At 67.9% G+C, this 25,022-nt stretch carries 23 protein-coding genes and 1 pseudogene; 14 read left to right on the top strand and 10 right to left on the bottom strand.

Translation table 11 applies throughout. The annotated features are described in order from the left end of the window. Positions 1-39: 39 nt before the first annotated feature. A complete protein-coding gene (locus tag GLP40_RS16955) occupies positions 40-1,716 on the bottom strand; it encodes a fumarate hydratase (protein WP_328290262.1) in 1,677 nt (558 codons plus the stop codon). A gap of 332 nt (positions 1,717-2,048) precedes the next feature. Between GLP40_RS16955 and GLP40_RS16960 the strand changes: the two genes are divergently transcribed. The 7 genes from GLP40_RS16960 to GLP40_RS16990 all read left to right on the top strand — a co-directional run bounded on the left by GLP40_RS16960 (position 2,049) and on the right by GLP40_RS16990 (position 7,976). Beyond that, positions 2,049-2,531, top strand: a complete 483-nt coding sequence (locus GLP40_RS16960) for a MarR family winged helix-turn-helix transcriptional regulator (RefSeq protein WP_328290263.1) — start codon at positions 2,049-2,051, stop codon at positions 2,529-2,531. 162 nt (positions 2,532-2,693) lie between these two features. Beyond that, positions 2,694-3,587: an STAS domain-containing protein gene (locus GLP40_RS16965; RefSeq protein WP_154788878.1), complete on the top strand. Its 894-nt coding sequence runs from the start codon at positions 2,694-2,696 to the stop codon at positions 3,585-3,587. A 14-nt stretch (positions 3,588-3,601) separates the two neighbouring features. Then, positions 3,602-3,991: an STAS domain-containing protein gene (locus GLP40_RS16970; RefSeq protein WP_040857366.1), complete on the top strand. Its 390-nt coding sequence runs from the start codon at positions 3,602-3,604 to the stop codon at positions 3,989-3,991. Further along, on the top strand, positions 3,981-4,394 hold the full coding sequence (locus tag GLP40_RS16975) for an ATP-binding protein (protein ID WP_328290306.1): 414 nt from the start codon (positions 3,981-3,983) through the stop codon (positions 4,392-4,394). Before GLP40_RS16970 ends, GLP40_RS16975 begins: the two co-directional genes overlap by 11 nt. Beyond that, a complete protein-coding gene (locus tag GLP40_RS16980; RefSeq protein ID WP_328290264.1) occupies positions 4,387-5,040 on the top strand; it encodes a SpoIIE family protein phosphatase in 654 nt (217 codons plus the stop codon). Before GLP40_RS16975 ends, GLP40_RS16980 begins: the two co-directional genes overlap by 8 nt. Positions 5,041-5,146: 106 nt before the next feature. Continuing rightward, complete coding sequence (locus tag GLP40_RS16985; protein WP_328290265.1) at positions 5,147-7,450, top strand: SpoIIE family protein phosphatase; 2,304 nt, start codon at positions 5,147-5,149, stop codon at positions 7,448-7,450. 196 nt (positions 7,451-7,646) lie between these two features. Then, a complete protein-coding gene (locus GLP40_RS16990; protein ID WP_154789050.1) occupies positions 7,647-7,976 on the top strand; it encodes an STAS domain-containing protein in 330 nt (109 codons plus the stop codon). Positions 7,977-8,048: 72 nt separating this feature from the next. On the opposite strand, the gene GLP40_RS16995 is transcribed toward GLP40_RS16990, so the two are convergent. Beyond that, positions 8,049-9,086 (bottom strand): LLM class F420-dependent oxidoreductase, encoded by a 1,038-nt coding sequence (locus tag GLP40_RS16995; protein WP_154788880.1) that lies wholly within the window; start codon positions 9,084-9,086, stop codon positions 8,049-8,051. Positions 9,087-9,212: 126 nt separating this feature from the next. Between GLP40_RS16995 and GLP40_RS17000 the strand changes: the two genes are divergently transcribed. Both GLP40_RS17000 and GLP40_RS17005 read left to right on the top strand, forming a co-directional pair. After that, on the top strand, positions 9,213-9,851 hold the full coding sequence (locus tag GLP40_RS17000) for a cyclodeaminase/cyclohydrolase family protein (protein WP_154788881.1): 639 nt from the start codon (positions 9,213-9,215) through the stop codon (positions 9,849-9,851). A gap of 205 nt (positions 9,852-10,056) precedes the next feature. Then, positions 10,057-10,803, top strand: coding sequence for a L,D-transpeptidase (locus GLP40_RS17005; RefSeq protein WP_154788882.1), 747 nt, complete (start codon positions 10,057-10,059; stop codon positions 10,801-10,803). A gap of 68 nt (positions 10,804-10,871) precedes the next feature. Here the strand turns inward: GLP40_RS17005 and GLP40_RS17010 are convergent, their stop codons facing one another. Beyond that, a complete protein-coding gene (locus tag GLP40_RS17010) occupies positions 10,872-11,720 on the bottom strand; it encodes a bifunctional 5,10-methylenetetrahydrofolate dehydrogenase/5,10-methenyltetrahydrofolate cyclohydrolase (RefSeq protein WP_328290266.1) in 849 nt (282 codons plus the stop codon). 272 nt (positions 11,721-11,992) lie between these two features. On the opposite strand from GLP40_RS17010, the gene GLP40_RS17015 reads away from it, so the two are divergent. From GLP40_RS17015 to GLP40_RS17030, 3 genes are read left to right on the top strand one after another with little or no spacing between them, the layout of a single operon-like run. Beyond that, positions 11,993-12,853, top strand: a complete 861-nt coding sequence (locus GLP40_RS17015) for a YdcF family protein (RefSeq protein ID WP_328290267.1) — start codon at positions 11,993-11,995, stop codon at positions 12,851-12,853. A 59-nt stretch (positions 12,854-12,912) separates the two neighbouring features. Further along, positions 12,913-13,881, top strand: a complete 969-nt coding sequence (locus GLP40_RS33875; RefSeq protein ID WP_328290268.1) for a methyltransferase — start codon at positions 12,913-12,915, stop codon at positions 13,879-13,881. Beyond that, positions 13,878-14,573, top strand: coding sequence for an HAD family hydrolase (locus GLP40_RS17030; RefSeq protein ID WP_154788885.1), 696 nt, complete (start codon positions 13,878-13,880; stop codon positions 14,571-14,573). Before GLP40_RS33875 ends, GLP40_RS17030 begins: the two co-directional genes overlap by 4 nt. Positions 14,574-14,733: 160 nt before the next feature. On the opposite strand, the gene GLP40_RS17035 is transcribed toward GLP40_RS17030, so the two are convergent. From GLP40_RS17035 to GLP40_RS17060, 6 genes and pseudogenes are all read right to left on the bottom strand, one after another. Further along, a complete protein-coding gene (locus GLP40_RS17035; protein WP_154788886.1) occupies positions 14,734-15,234 on the bottom strand; it encodes a hypothetical protein in 501 nt (166 codons plus the stop codon). A 24-nt stretch (positions 15,235-15,258) separates the two neighbouring features. Continuing rightward, entirely contained in the window at positions 15,259-16,299 is a 1,041-nt protein-coding gene (locus GLP40_RS17040) for a hypothetical protein (RefSeq protein WP_196054704.1), read from the bottom strand. A 984-nt stretch (positions 16,300-17,283) separates the two neighbouring features. Next, positions 17,284-18,483, bottom strand: coding sequence for an SPFH domain-containing protein (locus GLP40_RS17045; RefSeq protein WP_154788887.1), 1,200 nt, complete (start codon positions 18,481-18,483; stop codon positions 17,284-17,286). 111 nt (positions 18,484-18,594) lie between these two features. Continuing rightward, positions 18,595-19,053: pseudogene (locus GLP40_RS17050) on the bottom strand (alpha/beta hydrolase fold domain-containing protein); the annotation flags it as partial. A gap of 63 nt (positions 19,054-19,116) precedes the next feature. Further along, positions 19,117-20,340: an FAD-dependent monooxygenase gene (locus tag GLP40_RS17055; RefSeq protein WP_328290269.1), complete on the bottom strand. Its 1,224-nt coding sequence runs from the start codon at positions 20,338-20,340 to the stop codon at positions 19,117-19,119. Positions 20,341-20,686: 346 nt separating this feature from the next. Continuing rightward, entirely contained in the window at positions 20,687-21,670 is a 984-nt protein-coding gene (locus GLP40_RS17060) for a patatin-like phospholipase family protein (protein ID WP_154788888.1), read from the bottom strand. Positions 21,671-21,958: 288 nt separating this feature from the next. On the opposite strand from GLP40_RS17060, the gene GLP40_RS34855 reads away from it, so the two are divergent. Together GLP40_RS34855 and GLP40_RS34860 are read left to right on the top strand one after the other, a co-directional pair. Then, entirely contained in the window at positions 21,959-23,053 is a 1,095-nt protein-coding gene (locus GLP40_RS34855; protein WP_196054715.1) for a hypothetical protein, read from the top strand. A gap of 32 nt (positions 23,054-23,085) precedes the next feature. Beyond that, positions 23,086-23,436, top strand: coding sequence for a hypothetical protein (locus GLP40_RS34860; protein WP_328290307.1), 351 nt, complete (start codon positions 23,086-23,088; stop codon positions 23,434-23,436). Positions 23,437-23,537: 101 nt separating this feature from the next. Here GLP40_RS34860 and GLP40_RS17070 read toward each other — a convergent pair whose 3' ends face one another. Next, on the bottom strand, positions 23,538-24,779 hold the full coding sequence (locus GLP40_RS17070) for an alpha/beta hydrolase family protein (protein ID WP_230329640.1): 1,242 nt from the start codon (positions 24,777-24,779) through the stop codon (positions 23,538-23,540). Positions 24,780-25,022: the final 243 nt, after the last annotated feature.

Raw genomic sequence — 25,022 nt, forward strand, 5'->3', positions numbered from 1 at the left:
GGTTCGCGGTGGTCCGCCCGCATCGACTGGCCTCCTGAGTCAGACGCGCTCCTTCGAGCGGGTACGCACCCGCAGCGCGATCGGCTTCTGGGTCTCGGCGAAGAAGTCGCTGCCCTTGTCGTCGACGACGATGAAGGCGGGGAAGTCCTCGACCTCGATCTTCCACACGGCTTCCATGCCGAGTTCAGGGTATTCGAGGACCTCCACGGACTTGATGCAGTCCAGCGCCAGTCGCGCGGCGGGACCGCCGATGGAGCCGAGATAGAAACCGCCGTGCTCCTTGCACGCCTTGGTGACCTGCGCGGAGCGATTGCCCTTGGCCAGCATGACGTGCGAGCCGCCCGCGGCCTGGAACTGGTCGACATAGGAGTCCATGCGGCCCGCGGTGGTCGGGCCGAAGGAACCGGAGGCGTAGCCGTCGGGGGTCTTGGCCGGACCGGCGTAGTAAACAGCCATGTCACGCATGTACTGCGGCATGGGCTCGCCCGCGTCCAGGCGCTCCTTGATCTTGGCGTGCGCGATGTCGCGCGCCACGACCAGCGGACCGGTCAGCGAGAGACGGGTCTTCACCGGGTACTTCGACAGCTCCGCACGAATCTCCGACATCGGCCGGTTGAGGTCGATCTTGACCACGTCGCCGCCGAGGATCTCGTCGGTCTGCTCCGGAAGATACTGCGCCGGTTCACGTTCCAGCTGCTCGAGGAACACGCCCTCGGGGGTGATCTTGGCCAGTGCCTGGCGGTCGGCCGAGCACGACACCGCGATGGCGACCGGGCAGGAGGCGCCGTGGCGCGGCAGGCGGATGACGCGCACGTCGTGGCAGAAGTACTTGCCGCCGAACTGCGCGCCGATGCCGAAGGACTGGGTCAGTGCGAAGACCTTTTCCTCGAGCTCGAGGTCACGGAAGCCGTGCGCGGCCATCGAGCCCTCGGTCGGCATGTTGTCCAGGTAGTGCGCCGAGGCGTACTTGGCCGTCTTCAAGGCGAATTCGGCCGAGGTGCCGCCGATGACGACCGCCAGGTGGTACGGCGGGCAGGCCGCGGTACCGAGCGAGCGGATCTTCTCGTCCAGGAACTCCAGCATGCGGTCCGGGTTCAGGATGGCCTTGGTCTCCTGGTACAGGAAGGACTTGTTGGCCGATCCACCGCCCTTGGCCATGAACAGGAACTTGTAGGACGGGTGGGCGGGATCGCCTGCGGCGGAGTACAACTCGACCTGCGCGGGCAGGTTGTTGCCGGTGTTCTTCTCGTCCCACATGGTGATCGGGGCGAGCTGCGAGTAGCGCAGGTTCAGCTTGGTGTAGGCGTCGAACACACCGCGCGAAATCCATTCCGCGTCATCGGCTCCGGTGAGCACCCCCTCGGACTTCTTGCCCATCACGATGGCGGTGCCGGTGTCCTGGCACATGGGCAGAATGCCGCCCGCGGAGATATTGACGTTCTTCAGCAGATCCAGTGCCACGAATCGGTCGTTGCCGCTGGCCTCCGGATCGTCGATGATCTTGCGCAACTGGGCCAGGTGCGCCGGCCGCAGGTAGTGGCTGATGTCGTGCATGGCCTCAGCGGTGAGCATGCGCAGCACCTCGGGGTCCACCTGCAGGAACGTCCGCCCGCCCGCCTCGAACGTGCGCACGCCCTCGGTGGTGAGCAGCCGGTACGGCGTCTCGTCCTTGCCGATGGGCAGCAGATCCGAGTACAGGAAATCAGGCGCGGTCACGAATCGCACTCCTCGAGCAGGGGCTGGGGGCTGGTCAGCCGACGGTTCAAGCAGAGTGACTGTACCGAGCCGCGCCTGCGCGCCGATGGGCAGGCCGCGCACGTTCGCTCATCGGCATCGGCATTCGGTCCTGCGCACGGCGCGCCGACGGGCACCATGGGTCGTGGTCGAGGACAGCGATCGCGTCCGATATCCCGGGCGGCCGAGCGCAATGCGCAACAGGCCGCCGCGAACGGGCGCCGGTTGCACCTTCAACGACCAGGTGTTATCCATGATGCGCTTGTCGGCGGCGGGGAGGACTCAGCATGACAACGGAACCCGGGAGTGGAACTGTGACCGAAACCCGTTGGCTCGATGACGTCGAGATGCGCGCGTGGCTGGGATTCGTGTTCACCCGCGACCTCATCGCCGCCGCTGTCGGGCGCGACTCGCTGCGCGAGTCCAATCTGACCTATGTGGAATACACCGTGCTGGCCCGCCTCGCCGACGCCCCGGACCACCGCCGCAGCTTCGCCGAACTCGCCGCCGTGCTGGAGTGGTCGCAGAGCCGGCTCTCGCATCAGATCACCCGGATGGAGAAGCGCGGTCTGGTCGCCCGCCAATCCGTTCCCGACGACGCCCGCCGCACGGCCGCCGTGCTCACCGGCAAAGGCGCGCAGGTGCTCGATTCCGCCGCGCCCTCGCATGTCGAGAGTGTGCGACGTCACATGATCGATGTGCTCGATCGTGGCCAGCTCACGGCTCTGGCCGATATCTACGACACGCTGTTGGCCCACCACCGAAGACCGGAAACCCGCGACGAGCACATCTCATAGCGAATTCCCAGCCCACCTCGGTTTGGGTTTGGCACCCACCGGGTACTGGGTAAGACTAGGCTCGACACCGGCTTCCGACGGCGGTCGGCACCGAGCGCACGGCGGTGATCGGCCGTCGAAGTTGAGCACCCGACCTGGCCTTAGAAAGGGGCAGGAGTTTTCATGTCCGACGTGTCCATCGGTCTCTCGGCGGATTCGCTGCCCGTGGGTTCCGTCGACAACCTGCTTCCGCAGCTTGTCGAGCACCTGCGGCAGAACCGCACCGAACTGCGCGAGGAGTGGGCCCGTCGCATCACCGATGCCCAGCTGCTCACCGCGATGACCCCCGAGGAGATCTTCTCGGAAGCCACCTCCGTCTACGACAACTACGTCGAGGTACTCGAGACCGGTAGCGTCGAAGCCCTGCAAACCTATGCCCGCGACCTCTCCGAACGCATCATCCCCAGAGGCGTCGAGACCGACGAGGTCGTCGGCATCGTGCTCCTGTTGCGAGACGTGCTGGCGCGCAGCCTCTTCGAGAAGTACCAGTCCGACTTCGAGCTGCTGAAGCTGGTGCTCGACGCCTACGAACCGGCCGCCAACCGCATCGCCAACACCGTGTCGGTGTCCTTCGTGCAGGAGCGCGAACGCGTTATCCGCCAGCAGCAGGAGGCGATTCGCGAGCTGTCCACCCCGGTTCTGCAGGTGCGCGAGCAGCTGCTGATCCTCCCCATCATCGGCGTGCTGGACTCCCAGCGCGCGCGTCAGCTCACCGAGCAGCTGCTGCGCGCCATCCGCGCCAACCGCGCCAAGGTCGTCGTCATCGACATCACCGGTGTGCCCGCGATCGACTCCACGGTCGCCAACCACTTGGTGCAGACGGTCGACGCGTCCGGACTCATGGGTGCGAATGTCATCATTACCGGCCTGTCGTCGGAGATCGCGCTTACCCTGGTGACCATCGGCCTGGATCTGTCGAAGATGAATGCCGTCGGCGATCTCCAGGGTGGCATCGAGGAAGCTGAGCGCTTACTCGGCTACGAGGTGTCGCGCGTCACCGACCGCGACGGACGGTAATCAGGGCGGGGCAGATGCCGGTACCCATTCTGAAGCAGGGCACCTACCTCATCGCGTCGGTGCAGTCGGCACTCACCGACGCGGATACCGAACGCCTGCAAGACGATCTGATGACCTACGTCAGCAGATATCGCGCCCAGGGCATCATCGTCGATGTCACCGCAATCGACGTGATGGACTCCTTTGCCGCCAGATCGCTACGTACCATCGCCCACATGACCAAGCTGCGGGGAGCGGAAACGGTCATCGTGGGCCTGCAGCCCGAAGTCGCCTTCGCCATGGTGCAATTGGGGCTCACCTTCGAGGACATGCACACTGCGCTGGACCTCGAGGAAGGCCTGGCCTGGCTGAACAAGAAGACCCAGAGTCGCAGCCAACGAGACGGTCGTGATCGTGGCCGCTGACGACGTGGTGATCGCGGTGAACGTGTCGAACGACATCGTGACCGCTCGGCAGGCGGGGCTGGAGTTGGCTGCCAAACTCGGCTTCTCGCTCTCCGATCGCACCATGATCGCGACCGCCATTTCCGAAGTGGCGCGCAATATCACGAGCTACGCCGGCACCGGGGAGATCCGGCTCGCCGTGCAGGATCGTGACGGCCGGCGCTCGATGGTGGTGCAGGCCAAGGACAATGGGCCCGGCATTCCCGACATTCCGCGCGCCATGGAGGACGGGTTCTCCACCGGACGCGGGCTGGGTCTGGGTCTTCCGGGCGCCAAGCGACTGATGGACGGCATGGTCATCAATTCCCAACCGGGGCACGGCACACTCGTCGAAATGTGGAAGTGGGTGCCCACCGGTGCGTGAGGACGGTTTCGTCGGCGCGGTCGAATGGGCCGTCGCCGGTCGCGCGCTGCCCGGGCAACGCGTTTCGGGCGACCGGTCGGTCGTGCTCGACGCGGGCGGAGGCTCCGTGCTCTTCGCCGTGCTGGACGGTCTGGGACACGGCGCGGCCGCGGCCGACGCCTCGGATCGGGCGGCGCAGGTGCTGGCCGAGAACCGCGCCGAGCCACTGGATGTGCTGTTGCTGCTGTGTCATCGCGCCATGTCCGACACCCGCGGCGCGGCGGTGTCCCTGGCGCTGTTCGATTCTCGTGACCGCGTGCACTGGTTGGGCGTCGGCAATGTCGAATCCCGCATCGTCGCAGCCGCTCCCGGCAAACCCGCCGTTCGCGCAACGGCCCTGCTGTCCGGCGGCATCGTCGGCTATCTGCTGCCGCCGAACCTGCAACCGCAGACCGTGCCGGTGCGTCCCGGCGACCTGCTGCTCATGTCCACCGACGGCATCACCAGCAGCTTCGCCGATGGCATCGACCTGTCCAAGCCGACCGCGGAGATCACCGCCGAGATCCTGGCCCGCCACGCCAAGGACACCGACGACGCGCTCGTCCTGGCCGCCCGCCATCGCGGGCAATCCCATTCCTCCCAACCCATTCCGAGTGTGAAGCCATGAGCGAGATCACCGGCTCGAGGGGGCGAGGTCCGCAGGCGCCGCTTCGTCTCTGTGCGCTTGCCCGCGCAACCACGGACAGCCTCCGCACACGCCGATGGAGCAGAGCGTGAGTGCGGTACTGGCCGCTTTTCGCGAGGCGTACGCCGCCGCGCTCCGGCTGCACCTGCGCGCCCCCAACCAGAACACCCTGGCCGAGGGCTACGAGCTCGGACGGCGGGCGCTGGTGGAGGGCGTGAGCATTCTCGACCTCACCGAGCACCACTTCCGGCTGCTCGAACTCGAGGGTCTGGTGCCCGCCGCCGATGGCACCGACCGCACCGAGGCGGCGCTGGAGTTCCTGCTGCAGACCATGGCGGCCCTCGACGTCGCCACCCGTGGCTTCCTCGACGGGACCCGCCGCTACGAGCAACAGCGTTCCCGCGCCGACGATCTCGAAGGGCGCGACGCCTTTCGCACGGCGCTGGTGGAGTCGCTGCAGGACGGGTTCTTCGTCGTCGATTCTCAGGGCACGCTGATCGAGGTCAATTCGGCGTTCGGGGCGCTCACCGGCTATGGGCCGGACGGCATCCCGTACGCCGTCCCCCACCCCTGGACCATTCCCGAAGCCCCGCGCTACCCGGATCTGGGCACCGATGCGGCGCGCTTCGTCATGCCCATCCGCCACCGCGATGGGCGACAACTGTGGCTGGCGGTGTCGACCTCCTCACTGGTGAAACCCGAGGACGGCGAACGCATCTTCGTCGGCACGCTGCGCGATGTGACGGCCGAGCACGATGCCCAGGCCCGCGACCAGGCCGTCTCGCGTCTGGCCACCGCTGTCGGCGCGGCGACCAGTGTCGTCGAGGTGCTCACGGTCGGTCTCGAGGAGCTGCGGCGGGCCGTGGGCGCGGAGGCCGCCGTGGTGTCGGTCTGGCCCAATCACCACACCGGGCCGGAACTGTATGTCTCCGAAGACAATCCGTACACCGGCGCGGGCCTGGCCCCGCACGACACCCAGCCCATCCCGCGGCGCGGCAAACCCGAGCCCGATGGCGGTCGCGAATCGCGGCGGGTCCTCGATGCCCGGGCTCGCGCGCTGCTCGATCGCGCCCGATTGCAGCCGGGTCGCACCATGTTCGCCATCCCCGAAGGGGTTTCCAGCTCGGAGGGCATCGTCGCGCCGCTGGGCGAGAGCGGAGATGCGGCGCTGTGGCTGCGCTTCGCGGCGCCCCGCGTGATCACGCCCGGCGACTGGGCGCTGTTCTCGCTGCTGGTCGGGCATCTGAGTCTGGCGGTGCAGCGAGCCCGTAACTTCGATCAGGCGCGCTCGACCTCGCTCACCCTGCAGCGCGCCATGCTCGGCCCGATCGAACTGCCGCCGCGCTTCTCGGTGCACTACGAGCCCGCGCTGCCGCCGCTCGAGATCGGCGGCGACTGGTACGACGTAGTGCGCCTGGAGGACGGCACCATCGGCGTGGTCGTCGGCGACTGCGTCGGCCGTGGTCTCTCGGCCGCGGTGGTGATGGGCCAATTGCGCACGGCGGCACGGGCTTTACTGCTGCGCGGCGCGGGGCCCGCGCAGTTGCTGGCCGAACTTGACACCGTCGCCTCCCGTATTCCGGGAGCCATGTGCACGACCGTGTGCGCCGCCATTCTGGATCCGGTGCGGGGGCTGGTGCGCTACTCCAATGCCGGGCACATGCCGCCGGTCCTGGCCGATCCCGGCAAGCAGGGCAGGCTGCTGGAGGGTGGACGCGCATTCCCCCTGGCCACCTTCGACATTCCACGCCGCCCGGAGGCCACCACCGCCATGGCCCCCGGATCCACACTGGTCCTGTTCACCGATGGCCTGGTGGAGCAGCGCGGCGTCGATATCGGCGACCGCTTCATCGAACTCGCCGATGAATTGGCGCATGTCGCCGGGAAATTGCCGCGTGAGGTCGCCGATTCGGTGCTGTCACGACTGCGGCCCGCCGCGGGTTACGACGACGACGTGGCCATGGTGGTGTACCGGCAGCCGCCCAAGTCCCTGCACGTGGACGTGCCCGCCGAGGCCCGTGAGCTGTCCGGTATCCGGCGCGCGCTGCGCGCCTGGCTGAGCGCGGCGGCGGTGCCGCACGATACGGCGGTGGACCTGGTGTCGGCCGCGAACGAGGCATGCAGCAACAGCATCGAGCACGCGTATCTCGGCGGCGAGCCGGGCCGGGTGCGGCTCACCGCCGATTGCGGGCTGGACAGCCTCACCCTCGAGGTGTCCGACACCGGCGTGTGGCGGCCGCTGCCCGCGGATCCGGGTAACCGCGGCCGCGGCATCGCGATGATGCGCGCGCTCACCGACCATCTCGACATCGACAGTTCGGGCCCGGGCACACGGGTCCGGATGTCAGTGCGACTGATGGCCGTTTCATTTTCGGCGGCCGGGCGCATGTGAATCAGGGTCCGCCGGGACGAGTTCGGCGGGCGGTTTCGGAGGACTCCGAAAGGGTACGGTAGCTGCGGTTTTCCCGGTAACGCCACTACCGAACCAGTACCGATGTGGTAGACGATGCAGCACGAACGGACGGAGCGTGGCAGATTTGACAAACGTGACCAATACTTCCGGAGACGGCTACCCATTCGCCGACACGATGACCACCTCGGTCACCCAGGCCGACGGCGCGACCGTGCTCACCGTGGCCGGCGAGGTCGACCTCGCGACGGCTCCCGCACTGGAGAACGCCATCGACGCGGCCCTGGCGGGCAAGCCCGCCGCGCTGGTGATCGATCTGACCGCGGTCAGCTTCCTGGCCTCGGCGGGTATGGCGGTACTGGTCGGCGTCCACAAGCGCGCCGGCGAGACCCACCTCATGGTGGTGGCGGACGGGCCAGCCACCAGTCGCCAGTTGAAGATGACCAGCCTTGACCAGGTGTTCTCGCTGCATACCACGCTGGCGGAGGCGCTCAGCGCCCTGCGCTGACGCCCGGGGTTCCGAAGACGACGAAGCCGAGTCCGGTACACCCGGACTCGGCTTCACGATGTTGAGGCTCGGTCAGATGAGCTCGCGCAGCTGCTCGATCAGCTTCACCCGCTCGGCCGGGGTGCCGGCCATCGGGACCACGTTCAGGACGGTGACACCGGCCTCGCGGAAGGCCGCGACCCGCTCCTTCACGAACCCGGCCGACCCGATCAGGTTCGTATCGCGGACCAGGTCGTCCGGAACCGCCTTGGCGGCCTCTTCCTTCCGGCCCGCCAGGTACAGCTCCTGGATCCGGTCGGCCTCGGCGCCGTAGCCGTACTTGGTGGCCAGCGCGTGGTAGAAGTTCTTGCCCTTGGCGCCCATGCCGCCGATGTAGAGGGCCAGGTGCGGCTTGACCCCGTCGCGCCAGCTGTCGACATGGTCGCCGATGGCCAGCGCCGGACCGGCGAACACCTCGAGGTCGCCCAGCGCCGGATCACGCTTGGCCAGACCGGCTTTCACCGAATCGCCCCAGACCAGGTCGGCCTTCTCCGGGAGGAAGAAGATGGGCTGCCAGCCCTCGGCCACCTCGGCCGCCAGCTCCACGTTCTTCGGGCCCAGCGCGGCCAGCAGCACCGGAATGTTCTCGCGCACCGGGTGATTGATGAGCTTGAGTGGCTTGCCCAGGCCGGTGCCCTGCCCCTCGGGCAGCGGGATGTTGTAATACTTGCCGCTGTGCTCGAGGCGCTCGCGCTTCCACACCTTGCGGCAGATCTCGAGCACCTCGCGGGTGCGGCCGATCGGAGCGTCGTAGGGCACGCCGTGGAAGCCCTCGATCACCTGCGGGCCGGAGGCGCCCAGGCCCAGGATGAAGCGGCCGTCGGAGACGTAGTCCAGGCCCGCCGCGGTCATGGCGGTCAGCGTGGGCGTGCGGGTGTAGAGCTGCAGGATGCCCGAGGCCAGCTGCACCCGTTCGGTCTTCGCAGCCAGGTAGCCGAGCGCGCTCACGGCGTCGAACGAATACGCCTCGGGCACGAACACGATGTCCAGGCCCGCCCGTTCGAGGTCGGCGACCTCGGCGGCGATCTCCTTGAAGCCGTCGGTGTAATTGATCGACAGTCCGATACGCATGTGCGGGACCTTACCCACCTATTGGCACAACGACAGCGGGCGGGTTGCCGGTGACGGCCCAGGGACCGGTACGGTAGGCGGCGAAATCACCCGAATTCCCCGTACTGCCAAGGGAGGCCACCCCTCATGACTCAGGACAGCACCACCTTCGGTGACTCGACACTGCGGGGGTACCTGGGTGAACTGGCCGCCAAGGTGCCCGCCCCCGGCGGCGGCGCGGTCGCGGCCCTGCACGCGGCTCAGGGCGCGGCGCTGGTGGCCATGGTCGCGCGCTACACCACCCGGGCCAAGGACGCCGACAATCGCCCGGTCATCGACCGGATCATCGAGGCCGCCGATACCGCCCGCGAGCGCTCGCTGGCCCTGGCCGACGCCGATGCGGCCGCCTTCACCGCGGTCGGCAATGCCTACAAGCTGCCCAAGGAGACCGAGGCCGAGCAGACCGCGCGCGGCGAGGCCATCACCGCGGCACTGCTGCGGGCCGCCCGGGTGCCCGCGGCCGTGGTCGCCGAGGCCGACGAGATCGTCTCTCTCGCAATGGAACTGCTGCCCATCGGCAACCCGAACGTGGTCACCGATATCGGCGCGGCGGCCGACTGCGCACGAGCGGCGGCGGCCAGCTCGCAGCTGAACATCGCCATCAATGTCGCGGCCCTGGACAGCGCCGCGGGCGCGGAGTTCGCGCCGGTGCTCGAGCAGATCGAAAAAGTCATCGCCCGGGCCGACGCCCTGCACGACGATGTGGTCGCGGCCATCGCCCGCTGACCGTCGTGAATCGGACCTGCGCTGTGCCCCGTTCCGTTATGGAACGGGGCACAGTCAATTTTCCGCCCTCTACCTGGCGATACGAAGTACGCAAAGCTCCCACGCCGGGACAATGGTTACGAACCGGGTACATTTCCAGATGGGACTGATGATCAAGCCATAGTCTGTGGAACCTAGCCCTACACCCCCTCGAAGGGATGCAAGAATGCGGAAAGCGATCCGCTCCCTGTTCGTCGCGAGCGTCGTCGTCGCGGCGGCCGCGTTCGGTACCGGAGCCGCCGGCGCGGCCTCCGTGACACCCGATCTCCCAGCGGTACAAGCGATTACGCCAGGCCCAGGCCAGGTGGTGGGCATCGCAGCCCCGGTGACCGTGCAGTTCGCGTCCGCCGTCACCGACCGCGCGCAGGCCGAGCGCACCGTCGACGTCCGCGCGGAGAACTCCCTCGCGGGGCACTTCACCTGGCTCGACGACCGCCAGCTGATGTGGCAGCCGACCAAGTATTTGCCCGCCTCCGCACCGATCAGCGTCTCCGCCGGACGCGAGCACATCAAGTTCCAGACCGACGGCGGCACCTCGGCCGACGCCGACATGTCGGCGCACACCTTCACCGTCTGGGTCAACGGCGTCGCACGGACCATGCCCGCGTCGATGGGCAAGCCGGGGCGCGAAACTCCGGTCGGAACCTTCCCCGTCCTGTCTCGTGAGCGCTCGGTCACCTTCGACTCCCGGACCATCGGCATCCCGCTGAACGATCCGGAGGGCTACCTGATTACCGGTGAGTTCGCCGAGCGCCTGACCTGGGGTGGCGTCTACGTCCACTCCGCGCCCTGGTCCGTGGATTCCCAGGGCGTCGCGAACGTCAGCCACGGCTGCATCAACCTCGCCCCCGCCGACGCCGAGTGGTACTACGACAACGTCAACGTCGGAGACCCCGTCACCACGCACTGGTGAGCACGGGATCAGGGAGCTCTCAGCGTCAAGAATCGGATTCCGCGCCGAGAGCTCTCTGATCTTGGTTGTCAGCGGGCGGATTCGGCAGCCTGGACCACGTGACGCATGAGGAGCGCGGTGGTGACGGGGCCGACGCCGCCGGGGACGGGGCTCAGGGCCGAGGCCTTGCCGGTGACCGAGTCCGCGTTCACGTCGCCGGTGATGTTGCCGTTCTCGTCCTCGTTCGTGCCGACATCGATGACGACCGCGCCCTCGCGGACATGGTCGGCGGTGATCAGACCCGCGCGGCCGACCGCGGCGACGACGACATCCGCGGCGGAGGTGACCGCGGGCAGGTCGATCGTGCGCGAGTGGGCGATGGTGACGGTCGCGTTCTCGGCGAGCAGCAGCTGAAGCAGGGGCTTGCCGACCACGTTCGAGCGGCCGACGACCGCGACATGCCGACCGGCGAGCGGGATTTCGTGGAATTTCGCCAGTTCCACCACGGCCTCGGCGGTGGCGGGCGGGAAACCGGGCAGACCCGCGGCGAGCAGGCCGAGGGACAGCGGGCTGACACCGTCGACATCCTTCGCGGACGCGATGGCCGAGCTGACGTCGTCGAGGCCGACGCCCTTCGGGAGCGGGGTCTGCAGCATGATGGCGTCCACCGACGGGTCCAGCGACAGCTCGGTGAGCTTGGCGCGGATCTCCTCGGCGGTGGCGTCGACGCCGAGATCGACGTTCTCGCAAGCGATTCCATTGCGCTCGGCGGCGCGGTTGAGGGACTTCACGTACCAGGCGCTGGCCGGGTCGTCATTCGGGATCACCAGGGCCAGGCGGGGCGCGGCGCCGGTCTCGGCGAGGGCGGCGGCGCGCTGCTTGGTGTCGGCGTTGATGGCGGCGGCGAGTTCCTTGCCGATGAGCGAAGTCGTATCCACGGATGCACAGCTTATCCCGAGTCCCGAGTGCGCCCTCCGTGCGCACACCAGCGGACGTCCGGTGATGCGGCCGAGAGGCCGATAGGCGACGCGGCACGCCTCACGCGCGTTTCACTATGACTTCGATCAAACGCGAAATCCGTCCGGCAAATACCCGACAAGTGCCGTGGGCAGTCGTATCGTGTCTCCATCCAGTACTGGGACAATAGCCAGCTAATTCCATGGATAGCCGGCAACAGCAATGCGTGACACGCCCCGAAAGGTCGACAGCAGTGCAGATCGCCAGGCGTTTTTCCACCCTGCTCGCGGCGGCGGCCGCTACCCTCGCCATCCTCGGCACCGGCACCGCGCACGCGGACACCGCGGCGCTGTACAACTCCGCGCAAGACAATTTCACCAGTGGCGATGAGGCTGCCGGGCTCGCCGATCTGCGCCAATTGCTCGCCGAATCACCGGATGACGCCCAGGCGCTGGCGCTGCAGGCCATCTGGTCGGATTACACCGGGGACGTCATCACCCGCGAGATGGCGTTGAACCGGCTCAATGGCGTCGACGGTCGGCTCGCCGACCGGACGCGGAGCGTCTTCCGGGCCATCGGCGCCGCGATCGGCACGCTGCCCAACCCGATTCCGGCGATCGCCGGGCCGCAGACCGGCATCGCGGTGCTCGGCTATGGCCTGCTGCCCGACGGATCCATGCGGCCCGAACTGGTGAGCCGGCTGCAAGCGGCGTGGCTGCAGGCGATCGCCTCGCCCATGTCGCCGATCCTGGTGACCGGCGGCAATCCGCAGAACGGGATCACCGAGGCGGCCGCCATGCAGGGCTGGCTGGTCGGCCACGGCATTCCCGCCGATCGCATCCTGGCCGAACATCGCGCCGATTCGACCGTGCAGAATGCGCTGTTCGGCGCGCAGATGCTCAGGGACGCGGGCGCGACCAGCGCCATTGTGGTGACCTCCCCCAACCACATTCGGCGGGCGGTGGCCGACTTCATCGTGGCCGGTATCCCGGTCATCGGCGCGACCACCTCCCTCGAACAGCTGGTCTCGCAGCTGCCCCCGCCGGCCCGCAGCGGCCAGCGCGGCATCTATCTCGACACCATCCGCACCCTGCGGCTCCCGACCGAACGCTGATCTCACCACGCCCGGACCCGCCCGCATCGGGCATTTGTCCGGGCGTGCACAATGACGCGGTGAGTTCTTCCGGTACGGATGTCCTGGTCGTGCGGCTCCGCGCGGCCGGATGCGTGTTCGCGGAGGAGGAAGCCGCGTTGCTGCTCGGCGCGGCCACCGACGCCGACCACCTGGAATCGCTTGTCACGCAGCGCATTGCCGGGTTTCCGCTGGAACATCTGCTGGGGTGGGCGGAGTTTCGCGGGCAGCGCGTCACGGTCGCGCCCGGGGTCTTCGTGCCACGGCAGCGGACCGGATTCCTGGTCGAGCAGGCAATCGAGCTGGGGCGCAGCGTGATCCGACAGCGGAATGCCGACGCGGGCGCCAGCCCTGGAGCACCGCGGGACGATCTCCGCGCCCCCGAGAATACGGCGCCCGATGTGCCACCGCGGGACGGCTTGCCGCACACGCCTTCGGATCGCAGCGGTATGCCTTCAACCCTTGCTGCCGAGCCCTCGGCCCCGTCTCAAGGCCCACTAATCGCGCTCGATATGTGTTGCGGCTGTGGGGCTTTGGGATTGACGCTGACGAAGGAATTGGGGGACGAAGGGATTCGGGTCGAGTTGACGGCGGCCGATATCGAGCCGGCGGCCGTGGTCTGCGCGCGCGAAAATCTCGCGGGGGTCGGGGGGCGGGTTTTTCAAGGCGATCTGTTCGAGGCGGTGCCTTCGGATCTACTCGGGCGAGTGGATGTGCTGCTGGCGAATACGCCGTATGTGCCGTCGGCGGAGATCTCGTGGATGCCGCCGGAGGCGCGAGAGCATGAGCCGCGGCGGGCGCTCGACGGCGGGGCCGACGGATTGGATGTCCTGCGCCGGATCGCGGCCGTCGCGGGTGAATGGCTTGCTCCGGGCGGGCGGCTGCTCGTCGAGGAGAGCGAGCGGCAAGCGCCGATCGCGGCGGAGATCATGCGGGCGCACGGGCTGGCGGCCCGGATCGCGGAGTGTGAGGAGATGGGGGCCACCGTGGTGATCGGAACACGGGCATGACGATTCGCGGTGTGCTGTTCGACGTCGATGACACGCTCATCGACTATTCGGCGACGGCGCGGATCGGGCTCCTGCGGCATCTCGCGGCCGAAGGGCTGCTGGACCGGTTCGAGTCGCCGGATGCGGCGGTGGCGCTGTGGCGGGCGATCGAGGAGGAAGAGTATCCGCGGTTCCTGGCCGGCGAGCTGACCTTCAAGGGGCAGCAGCGGGTGCGGACCGAGCGATATCTCGCGCACATGAGGGTGGCGGCCGAGGACCCGGTGGCGTGGTTCGCCCGCTATGCCGTACTACGGGACGCCGCGTGGGCCGCGTTCCCGGACGCCGCGCCGGTGCTGCGGCGATTCGACGGGCGGATGGCGCTCGGGATCGTGTCGAACGCCTCGCTGCCGTACCAGACCCGGAAACTGCGCACGGTCGGGCTGCTGCACCACTTCGGGGAAGCGATCCTGTGCTCGGACGAATTCGGTGCGTCCAAACCTGATCCGGCGATCTTCCTCGCGGGATGCGAGATGCTCGGCCTGCCGCCGGATCGGGTCGCCTATGTCGGCGACCGGTACGACTGGGACGCGCTCGGCGCGAGAAATGCCGGGCTGCGGGCGTATTGGCTGGTCCGCAATGGACACAGCGGCATGCCGGACGATGGAATCACCGTCATTCGCTCACTGGCGGAACTGGATACGCCCGCCGGGTGACCCGCTGCGGTCGACCTCGCCACTGCCTATCAGCTCGATCGAGCGTATGACGAGTTTCTTCGCCTCCTCGTTGTCCGTCACGATCCCCTCCGGGCCTCGACACAATGGTTTGCTCACGCGGTCGGCGTGCTCACCACGGGGATCGCAGCGGTTCCCGGCCTCAGCTCGCCTCGAGGGATCTGCGGATCTCGGCCTGGATCTCGAGCTGCGCGCGCGCCGCCGTCAGGCCCGCGTTCACGTCGGCGGCGGTGCGCTGCGTCGCGGCCGAAACGTACTGCGCCACCGCACCTTCGATGGATTCCACCGCCTTGGTCGCGGTCGCCAACTGGTCCCGGCGGGCAGCCACGGGCAGGGCGGCCATGGCCACCAGACGGTCGTCCCAGGCCAGGGCGGCCTGCTCGAGTTCGGCGCGCAGGACGATGGTGGTGCCGTCGTCCAAAGAGTCGGCGGTGTGCAGGGCTCGCACGGCGTCGCGCAGGCGGCGGTGCAGGCGCGGCTCAGGGTCGTGCGAGCCCGCCCACGAGGCGGGGGCACGCGTCGCGATACCGGGAACGACCTGGTTGGCGGCGGCCGTCGCGCTCTTCTGACGGGAGGACAGCAACAGGACGCCACCGACCGCCGCCGCCACCAGGATCACCACGATCAGCACGAGAATCAGCACGGTCGGATCACTTTCGTCGGGCGGTCATCGATGGCTGGTGGGGCGCGGCGGGGCGACCGTGGAGTGGGCGGGGCCGCTCGGATGGGCGGGAGTGTGATGGCCGTGCAGCTTGCTGTACACGAGGACCACCGCGAGGATCACGGCGAGCACCGCCAGGATGGCGGCGATGATCTTCACCTTGCTCCACGGGCGGTCGCCGGACACCTGGCCGGTGAGGCCATTGATGTACACCTGATAGGTCGTGTCCATGTAGACGACCGTCAGCAGCCAGATCGGCAGCAGCAGATGCTTGTACGCCAGCCAGTTCCAGTTCGTGTTCAACTGGTGGATGCGCTGGTGGTCACCGCCGATATCGGACCGCACCGTCGATTCGATGGCCGACTCGATCCGCTGCTGCGCTTCCGGAAACGATTCCTCGGCGTCCTTGTCGTAGGTACGGCACAGGTGTCCCGCCACGAATTCCGGCGAATAGGCCCGTGCCTGCTCCACCGGCCACGGCTCCAAGGCCCGAATCCGATTGCGGTTCAAATTGTCATTGGCCAGCACCGGCAGATCGGCGAAATCGTTGGCGACCTCACCCGCCACCGGATACCAGCGAGTCCTGGTCTCATAGATCGGCTCCCCATCCGAATCCGTCCCGACCCGAACCTGATAGTCGTCCCCGCGCTCCCCCTGATACCAGCTCTGGGTGTCCGCGTCATAGGTGAAATATGCCGTATACAGGCTCGAGAACGCCCCGATCCGCCGATACTTCCGGAAATTCGACGGCGCGAACCACCGCTTCGAAACCCACTTCTCGACCAGCTCCCGAGCCTGCTTCTCTCCGATCTGGAAAGGCAGCACTCCGTCCACCGGCAACCGAGCCGGCGCATTGTGCACATCGTCGCGCTGAATAGGTGTAGCGCAATACGGGCACCGAGTAGCGGTGAGGCTGCCATTGAATCCGGTTGTCCCACCACAATTCTGGCACTTCACCTCCCACTCCCCCGTCACCTGCGGCCCCGACGCCTGCGCCTGCGTCTCCCGCAGCGCCGCGATAGCGGGACCCAGTTCCCGAGCCTCCACGGGAACATTCGGCGCGGCAACCGCCGACCGATTCCCGCAACTGGGACACAACAAATCCTGCCCCACCGGATCGAACACCAACTGCGCCCCACATGAGGAGCACGGATAGGTCCGAGTCGACTCGGTCTGATGCACCATCGCCCGATCCGGCACCCCCGCCTGCGCCTGCGGCACAGGGTTTTCCGCGCCCGCACCCCCGACATCCGTGCCCGGCACAATCACCGGAGCCACGATGACCGGCGGCCCCTGCACCGGGAGCGGCGGCGGGGTCGTCCCCTGCGGCGGCATCGCATGGCCGGAGCCGGAGTTCGGAAGTGGCGGCGGCACGGCCGTTCCCGCACCAGAAGCGACGGGCGGCGGCCCGACGATCTGCGGCGGCGAACTCGATACGGCTTGCGGCATCGGCGGCACTCCGCCTTGTCCACGTCCGGCGGCTGGAAGTGGCGGCGGCCCCGAGGCAGCGCCGGTTCCGGAAAGCTCGGATGGCGCAACGGTTCCAGGTCCGGCGGCGGTGAAAGGCGGCGCGGCGACCGATGCTCCACCCGGCAGCGGCGGCGGGGTCGCACCGGGCGGCGGCATGGCCGGAATTCCGCTCTGGGCGGGTCCGGCAACCGGAAGCGGCGGCGGGATAGGGGATCCCGCGGTGGGGCCGCCGGGGAGCGGGGGTGGCGTGGACGGCAGACTGCCTCGGGCCGGATCGTGGCCGGCCGTCTGCGGCGCGGGCTGGTCGGTACCCGGAAGGGGCGGTGGACCGGAGGGGTGCTGGGGCTGGTTGTCGTTCATCGGGGCTCACTCGGTGCGGCGGACTCGACGGTCGTGCCATTGCGGTGGAAGGAGATTCGGGACGCACCGAGTTGTCGGGCGTTCGGCGAGGGCCGGGGATTCGGCGGAGGCGGGTACGGCACCGCACCCGTCGGCGGCCGGGTGGGCGCCGACGAGTGTGGCCTGGCCGGGCTCGGACAGACCGGATGTACTCTGGCGGCGCTACTGCGGGGGCAGGGGCGGCGGGGTGCCGGGCAGCGGGGGCGGGGTGGCGAAGAGCGGCTGCAGGGCGGGGACGGAGTTGGCGGGTTGCCAGCCGGGCATGCCCTCGGTCCAGACATTGGTCTCGCGGGTCAGCTGGCCGGCTGAGATGTATTGGCGCAGTTGGTCGATGGGGAAGGGACCCGCGGGCTGGCCGCCGTTGTCGAAGTGGAACTGCTGCTGGCCGGGCAGCGGCGGTGGCGCGGGCTGCTGGGGGGCGGCGGGTTGCTGCGCGTAGCCGCCCTGCTGGGGCTGGCCGTAGCCGGGCTGCTGCGGCTGGGCGATGCTGCCCTGCATGGCGCCGGCCATCTGGCCGCCGAGGACCACTCCCATGCCGGCCTGCATGGCGGCTCCCATGCCGCCGCCGGGGTTCTGGGCGGCGGCGAGCATGGCGTCGGCGGCCTGCATCTGCTGGTAGCGGTTGAGGTCGACATTGTTCATGAAGCCGCCGGCTTCGACACCGCGCGCCACACCGCGGGTCATGGCCTGCTGGATTTCCTCCGGCAGGGAGATGGTCATGGTGACGCCCTCGACGCCGACGCCGAATCCGGCCAGGCGTTGGCCCACGAATTCGCGCAGCTTGTCGGAGAGTTCGACCTGGCGGCCCTGGAGATCGATGGCGCCCAGGCCGGAGGCCAGCACCATGTCCGAGAAGGCCAGTGCGACGTTGGCGCGCAACTGCTCGCTGAGCACCTCGGCGTCGACCTCGGCATTGGTGCCGATCATCTGGCGCAGGAACACCTCGATATCGGTGACGCGCACGTTCGCGGTGCCGTTGGCGCGGATCTGCACCATGCGGAAGTCGGGGTCGCGCACGGTGACCGGCTGCGGTGTGCCCCAGCGCATGTCGGTGACCGCGCGGGTGTTCACGAAGTACACCTCGGACCGGAACGGGGAGTTGAAGCCGTGCCGCCAGCCCTGCAGGGTGGACATGATCGGCATGTTCTCGGTGGTCAGCTGGTAATGACCGGGCCCGAACTTGTCGGCGAGCTGTCCGCGGTAGACGAAGACGGCCTGCTGCCCCTCCCGAACGATCAGCTCCGCGCCGTTCTTGATCTCGTTCTCGTAGCGGGGAAACCGCCACGCCAGCGTGGTGCGGGTGTCATCCAACCATTCGATGATGTCGACGAATTCGCCGCGGATCATGTCGAACAGGCCCATTGAGTTCTCTTTCCTCCCTCGGGCGCTGCGCTCGCCCGGGCCGAGTATGGCACAGGTTTGCTGGCGTGCGCCGTCACCGTCACGTGGCTATCGAGCCAACCGCAGGCAGCGTTAATCGTTCATGAACGACCATGGCCCGCACGAGGTTTGCCGCGCGGGCCATATCAATTCGCTACTACGACTCCGCCATGCCCCGAAGTCATAGCCGCCATCCCGCCGCCGAACGGCGGGTCGACGCTGGCTTTGGTGTCCGTGCTTTTCGCCGGTGCGGGTCCTGTCCAGTCCGGGCGAGAACGCCACGATCGCGGCGGGCAGGGGCACGCCTGCGTCGCGGGCCGCGAGACACGTGGTGACAGTCAGGCCGCCGCCGGCGGAATCGCCGGCCAATACGATCGCCGAGGGATGTTCACCGCTGTCGAGCAGGGCTCGGCAGGCGCTCAGGGCGTCGTCGATCGCGGCAGGGAAGGGACGCTCGGGCGCCAGCCGGGAGTCCACCGAAAAGGCGCGGAAACCACTGCGGGTCACCAGATTCGCGGTCGGTGACGTCGCTGTCCGGGGTGAGCCGTAGACGAAGCCGCCACCTCCGGCGGTGGCTTACCGAGGCGTCGACCCGCTCGACACGTTATGTGACACCTATGGTTTGGCCGAGGAGGTGATCGGCGTTCCGGCCGGTGTCCCGGAGTCCGGCACCCCTGCGTAATCGGGCAGCTCGATGCCGTTGATGGCGCGCTCGATCAGCTCGGGGAGCCACTCGACGTCGGGCTCGGTGCTCGGCTCGGCGCCCGGACCGGGGACGGAGCGGCTGTGCGCGTGCAACCGGCCGATCTCCTGGTTGGCCTCGACGAACGAACGCATTCGAGCCTCGTAGCCGGCGAACCCGGCCTCCGGGTCCCACCCGGCGGTGGCCAGCTCTCCGGCCAGCAGGTAAGCGCCGACCAGGGCCAGCCCGGTGCCCTGCCCGGACATCGGCGACGAGCTGAAAGCCGCGTCCCCGAGCAGCCCCACCCGCCCGCTCGACCAGCGGTCCATCACCACCTGGGCGACCTGGTCGAGGTAGAAGTCCGGGGTGTCGTCGAGGTGCGCGAGAATGCGCGGAGTCAGCCAGCCCATGCCGGTCATCCGCTCGCGCAGCAGGCGCTTCTGGGCCGCGACGTCGCGGTAGTCGACATCGAGGTCGGCCGAGGAGAAGCAAAACATGGCCATCGCCCGGGTGGTGTCCTGGATGGGCCGCAGGCCGGCCGAGCGCCCGGACTCCTGGTAGTCGATCAGCCAGCGGTCCAGGCCGAACTCGTTGGGCACGCTGTAGAAGGCCAGCACATGCCCGAGGTGGCGGACGAACCGCTCCCGCGGCCCGAAGACCATCGCCCGCAGCGCCGAGTGCAGTCCGTCCGCCCCGACCACCAGGTCGAAGCGTCGGCGGTCGCCACCCGCGAAAGCCACGTCGACCCCGTCCGCGTCCTGAGTGAGCTCGTCGATCCGATCACCGAAGACATACTCGACACCGTCGCGGGTGTCGTCGTAGAGCACCCGGGACAGGTCCCCGCGCAGGATCTCGATCTCCGAAATGTACCCGTCGCCGCCGTCATCGTCCGCGCGATAGGTCTCCAGCACCTTCCCGTCCACGTCCACGGTGTACGCGCCCGCGGTTTCGGTGCGCGCCACTCGCACCGCCGCGTCCAGCCCCATCCGCCGGATGACCTCCTTGGCAACCCCGCGCGCATCCACCGCCTGCCCACCGGGACGCAACTCGGGGGCCCGCTCCACCACGGTCACCTCGGCCCCCCGCCGACACAGCCAGTGGGCCAGCGCGGGCCCCGCGATACTCGCTCCCGCCACCAACACCTTGGTACCGCTCACCGCGCCTCCCGCTCACCCGGATCACTGCCCGGATCGATTGTTTCTGCTCTGGCCCACCGCTGTCGGTGTATCCAGAGGTATCGACGACGGATCCACCCAGAATTCATCGGTGCGGCCGAGATCGTGTCCACGCTCCTGCGAACACCCTGGACAGGGACTGTCGGAGTTGAACCGACACTCCGCCTAATGGGCTGGCCACTCCGATCTCCCGGCCATCGGCATGAAGGCGCCTCCGCCCCGGATCGGCACGGCCGGTTGATCTTCGGCTGCCCCGCGCTGGCCGGTTCGGACAGCGCGATCAGCGGTATCACCGTGCGACCCGTCACGTGCGCGACCTGGGTGCGCATCAGCGCTTCGGCGACAACCAGCCCGCGCGGATCAACTGCTGTGCCAGCTCGTCTGCCTGGCGAACGCCCATTTGGAACGCTACCGGCCAGCTCGCGAGAACGTCCGGATCGGTCGCGAACGCCTTGAAAACGTCGATCGTGGCCCCGTCCGGGCCGAACCGCACGACGGTATCGGCCACCGTCGTCGCGAGTTCGGTCCGAACGTGTTCGGGCGGGACCCGGTGCGCCAACGGCTCAACGATCAGAACGAGGTCCGCGTCCGCGGCGAGATCCGCATTGGTGGGTGACCACACCCCGCCATCAATGTAGTAGCGGTCTCCGACGACAACAGGCGGGAAGGCTCCCGGAAAGGAACGGCTCGCGGTGACAGCGGTCGCGAGGGGCACACCGCTGCCGCTGTCCCAGACCTCGCGCTGACCACTGGCCGCGTCCACGACGACGATCCGCAGCCTGTGATCCGGCCAGTCGTTGCCACCGACCAGCCACTCCATCGGTTCGATATGCGCCGGTTGCGCCGGCTGCTCGGCCATCGCCATTCGCCCCAGCTTTCGCCGCGCCGTATCACGATCCAACGTCCGGTCGAACAGCACCGAGAAAGCAGTGGCAAGCAGCTCGGGCTTCACCACCGACGGTGGTTGTGTGCTGCCGGGGGGACGTGGATCGTCGGCGAACGAGTACAGATCCCGCCCCGTTATCAGCGCGGCCCCGACGACCGCGCCTGCGGACGTGCCGACTATCGTGTCGGCAGAGCCCAAATCGATTCCACGGCGGCGTAATTCGGCGGCCAAACCCGCCATCCACGCCGAACCGGGTACGCCGCCCCCCACCCAAGACAACCGAACGCCGAACGGTCTCACCAGACGTTCGATCGACAATGCGACTCGCCATGCCGCGATCCTAACGATACTCACCATCGTCGCAGGCCTTATGACGCTCTGCCCGTTGATCTTTCGCAGTCCCGCGCTGATCGCTCCGAATCGCATGAGTAGCGGCGTGGCCCGACGTGCGAAGCCGGTCCAAGTCGGCCCTGATGCTCAGGGTCCCGCAACTGGCAATCGGTTACCGAGTCACGGGGCCGATACGACCAGGATGCTCTCATTCGTCCTCGTCCTCGTCGTAGTCATAGCAGGAGGCGTTCGACTCGCCCCTCCATCTTTGATCGAGGGGATTGAGAAGACGGGTCGGGCTGCCGAGTCCGACATCCAACGGAAGCACTAGGCTGGTCACCGGGGTTTCAAGTCGCTTGCTTCGCAACGGTATTCGGAGGGGTCGTGATCCATCGTCGACGGATCGGCAGGACGATTGGGTCCATCGCCGCATTGCTTTTCGTCGCCTATCTGGACGCGGGCTGTGGCACCGACGCCGATTCCTCGGCGTCGGTGCCACCGATCGGAGACGTGACGACCTTGGATCCCTGTGGATTCATCGCACCGAGCGCCTTCGCCGATCTGAAGGCCGTCGATGCCGCGATCACAATCGAACCGGCGGACTTCGTCAGGTGCAACCTCAGCCTGAGCCTCGTGGGCAAGGATCAAGGACGCATAGCGGTCTGGACGATCCTCGGGGCCCACACTGCCGACCTCGCCTCATCGGATGCGGTGTCGACCGACCGCGGGCCGATACACATCACCAAGGGCACATCCCGGAACGGCGCCCGGTGTGACGCGACGGTTCGGCTGGCCGGCGGCGAGGGAGTTCTGCTGCACGCGAGCACCGACCGAAATGGTCAGCGCCTCAACGATGTCGATCCGTGCCCGGCACGAGATCATGCGGTCGATGCCATCGTCGCGACCATGAAGAGTGGGCGGTATTCGCACATCGCCTACCCGAGCGACTCACTGCGCGGATACGACCTGTGCGGCTCGATATCCCTGCCGGAGGTCGAGACCGCATTGAATCTGACCGGCCTCGCCGACAAGTCCACGCCTTCCGAACAGGACTGTCAGTGGCGCGCCGACGACGGTTCCGACACTCCTCCCGGAGCGATGGTGTCGGTCATGATCAACGACCCGAACCTGTTCATGGGTAAACGCTCCACCATCAACGGATTCCCGGCACGCGTGTGGGATATCAGCAAGACGAGCGGGCCCGGCCGATGCGTCATCACCACAACGACAAAGCGCTGGGACACCTGGCCCGGCCAACATCGTTCGGACACCGGCGAGGCGTTCAGCGAACTCCTCTACACCCAGGTCATCCTCCCGACCCAGACCGAACCCGGACAGGCCTGCCAAGCCGCGACGTCGGTCGCGACCCTGGCTCTGTCCCATCAGTCTCCGAACCAGACGGTCTCGGAGCGTCCCGCCGATGTGCCCTCGCAGGATTCGAACCTGCAAACGCAACCCACACCGGCACCGCGCCCATAGAAATCGCCAGCGCCGACGAGTCTCGTCATCGACTGTCCCGCCACGGCGATCGCCAGCTCAGCAACGCCCTGCACACGATCGCGTTGACGCAAGTGCGCATGCCGGGCAACAGAGGACGGATCTACTACGACGGCAAGGTCGCCTTTCACCCAACGTTGGGACCATTCCGCCGCAATCACACTCGGCGCAACGGATATCGACACCACGGCGCTTCGCGTGGCGTCGCCCGGGGCGCCGTCGAGGGTGATGCAGCTGTCGTCTCCCTCATGGCTCCAATAGGTGCCTCCGCAGCTCAGCGAGCGTTCGGCCAGGCCGAGTCCGTATCAGCCGAGGGCCAAAGCTGTTGGAGCTCCGTGTTCACCGGGACGGTCTGCTTCATCTGAGCCAGCTGCGCTGCCGGTAGCAGCCGAATGCCGAGCAGCGCGCGCAAGAAGATGTTCTCGTCGCGCGTGGTCGTGATCCACGAACGTTACGTAAGTCGGATCTACTTTGCGGTGCTCGAGTCCATGAACCAGCGCACGGCCAGGGCGGTTCCGCCGATGCCGGAACCGTTGTGGTCCACCGGGCCCACATCGGTGATCGAGGCGTCGACGCCGCGTCGGCGCAGCGCGGTCTGGCAGTCGACGCTGTTGTTCGCGGAGACGTCGCGGTCCTGGCTGCCGGTGTAGAGCCGTACAGGCATTCGGGGTGTCCAGTCGCTGCAGGTGCTATCAGCGATGTTCATGGCGGCGGCGAGTGGGCCGGTCGGATTGCGCAGCATATCGATGCCGTGCGGGGTCAGCAGGTGATCGACATCCGGCGCCAGGGCCCCTGCGATGTCCTCGAAGGAATGCAGGCCATCGAACAGTTGCTCAACGGTGTCGTCGTAGGGTGCCTGGAACACCTCGCTCGGCGAGCTGTACAGACCGTGTGGGCGATTCCAGGACACCAGCAGGTACGCGCTGTAGAAGGAGCCCGCGCCCGGGTCCAGGGTGCCGTCGAACACTGCGGGCAGTTCGCCGTTTCGCAGGTCGAACGGTCCGCTGATCGCGGCGACCGCGGTTGCCCGGAAGTCGGTGTCCGCGCCGCTCTGCAGTGCGCGCGCCAGTCCCATCGCGGCCGGTCCGCCCTGGGAGAATCCCACGATGTCGACGTCGTTGCCCAGCCGGCGGCCGAGGGTTGCGGCCTGGGTGCGGGCGGCGCGCAGCATGTCCACCGATGCGGTGGTCTCGGAGGGCAGGTCCAGGTACGGGTGCGGGTTCGGTCCCGATCCCAATCCGAGGTAGTCGGGTGCGACGCCGGCGAAGCCAGCGGCCGCGTAGGTGATTGTCGCGGCGCGGTCGCCGCTGTCCTCGGCCACCGATGGGGCTTCGGACTTGGTGGGCTGGGTGCCGTGCTCGTAGGCCACCGTGGTCAGGTCGCGTTTGTCGTTGCGGGGTAAGGCGAGCAGTCCGCTCGCTGTCGTCGTCCGACCGTCTGTGCCGACCGTGTCATAGGTGAGTCGATACGTGTCGATGCCGAATTCCACTGTACTGGAGTCGAATTCGCTGGCGGTGAGTTCCCTTCTGACATCATCGGGTGCGTATGTGCGCAGGTGCTCGGCCTTCACGAGTCGTCCGCGCTCGGCGTCTGCCGGGGCCGGTGCCGGTGCCGGTGCCGAGTGCGTCGACTCCGGTGAACTGCCGCACCCCGCCGTGAGGGTCGACGTCCCGAACAGCAGTGCGGCGCCCGCGACTGCGGCGGTCACCCGGATTCGTCGGGCTCGCGGAAGACGGTGAGTCACTGTGATCATGCAGAAAGCTCATCGCCGAAGACCAGATTGGATCAATCACTCCTGAGAGTGATCACTCCCCGAACCCTCACCCAGTGGTATGAGTCCACCTGAAACACGCGAGCGCACGGATTGTCGTCACAGCGACAACCCCCAGCCGACCGACACCTGGGCGAACCGCAGTACCCAAACGCAGCCATCTCCATCGACCTCCCGTCT

The organism is Nocardia aurantiaca, assembly GCF_009708175.1.
Taxonomy (GTDB): domain Bacteria; phylum Actinomycetota; class Actinomycetes; order Mycobacteriales; family Mycobacteriaceae; genus Nocardia; species Nocardia aurantiaca.

What these genes read in the sequence shown, in the direction of transcription:
- GLP40_RS17045 (WP_154788887.1), bottom strand. Translation starts at nt 18,483, where the DNA reads ATGGGCCTGTTCGACATGATCCGCGGCGAATTCGTCGACATCATCGAA.
- GLP40_RS16970 (WP_040857366.1), top strand. Translation starts at nt 3,602, where the DNA reads ATGCCGGTACCCATTCTGAAGCAGGGCACCTACCTCATCGCGTCGGTG.
- GLP40_RS17005 (WP_154788882.1), top strand. Translation starts at nt 10,057, where the DNA reads ATGCGGAAAGCGATCCGCTCCCTGTTCGTCGCGAGCGTCGTCGTCGCG.
- GLP40_RS17060 (WP_154788888.1), bottom strand. Translation starts at nt 21,670, where the DNA reads ATGCGATTCGGAGCGATCAGCGCGGGACTGCGAAAGATCAACGGGCAG.
- GLP40_RS16990 (WP_154789050.1), top strand. Translation starts at nt 7,647, where the DNA reads ATGACCACCTCGGTCACCCAGGCCGACGGCGCGACCGTGCTCACCGTG.
- GLP40_RS16995 (WP_154788880.1), bottom strand. Translation starts at nt 9,086, where the DNA reads ATGCGTATCGGACTGTCGATCAATTACACCGACGGCTTCAAGGAGATC.
- GLP40_RS16965 (WP_154788878.1), top strand. Translation starts at nt 2,694, where the DNA reads ATGTCCGACGTGTCCATCGGTCTCTCGGCGGATTCGCTGCCCGTGGGT.
- GLP40_RS17000 (WP_154788881.1), top strand. Translation starts at nt 9,213, where the DNA reads ATGACTCAGGACAGCACCACCTTCGGTGACTCGACACTGCGGGGGTAC.
- GLP40_RS17030 (WP_154788885.1), top strand. Translation starts at nt 13,878, where the DNA reads ATGACGATTCGCGGTGTGCTGTTCGACGTCGATGACACGCTCATCGAC.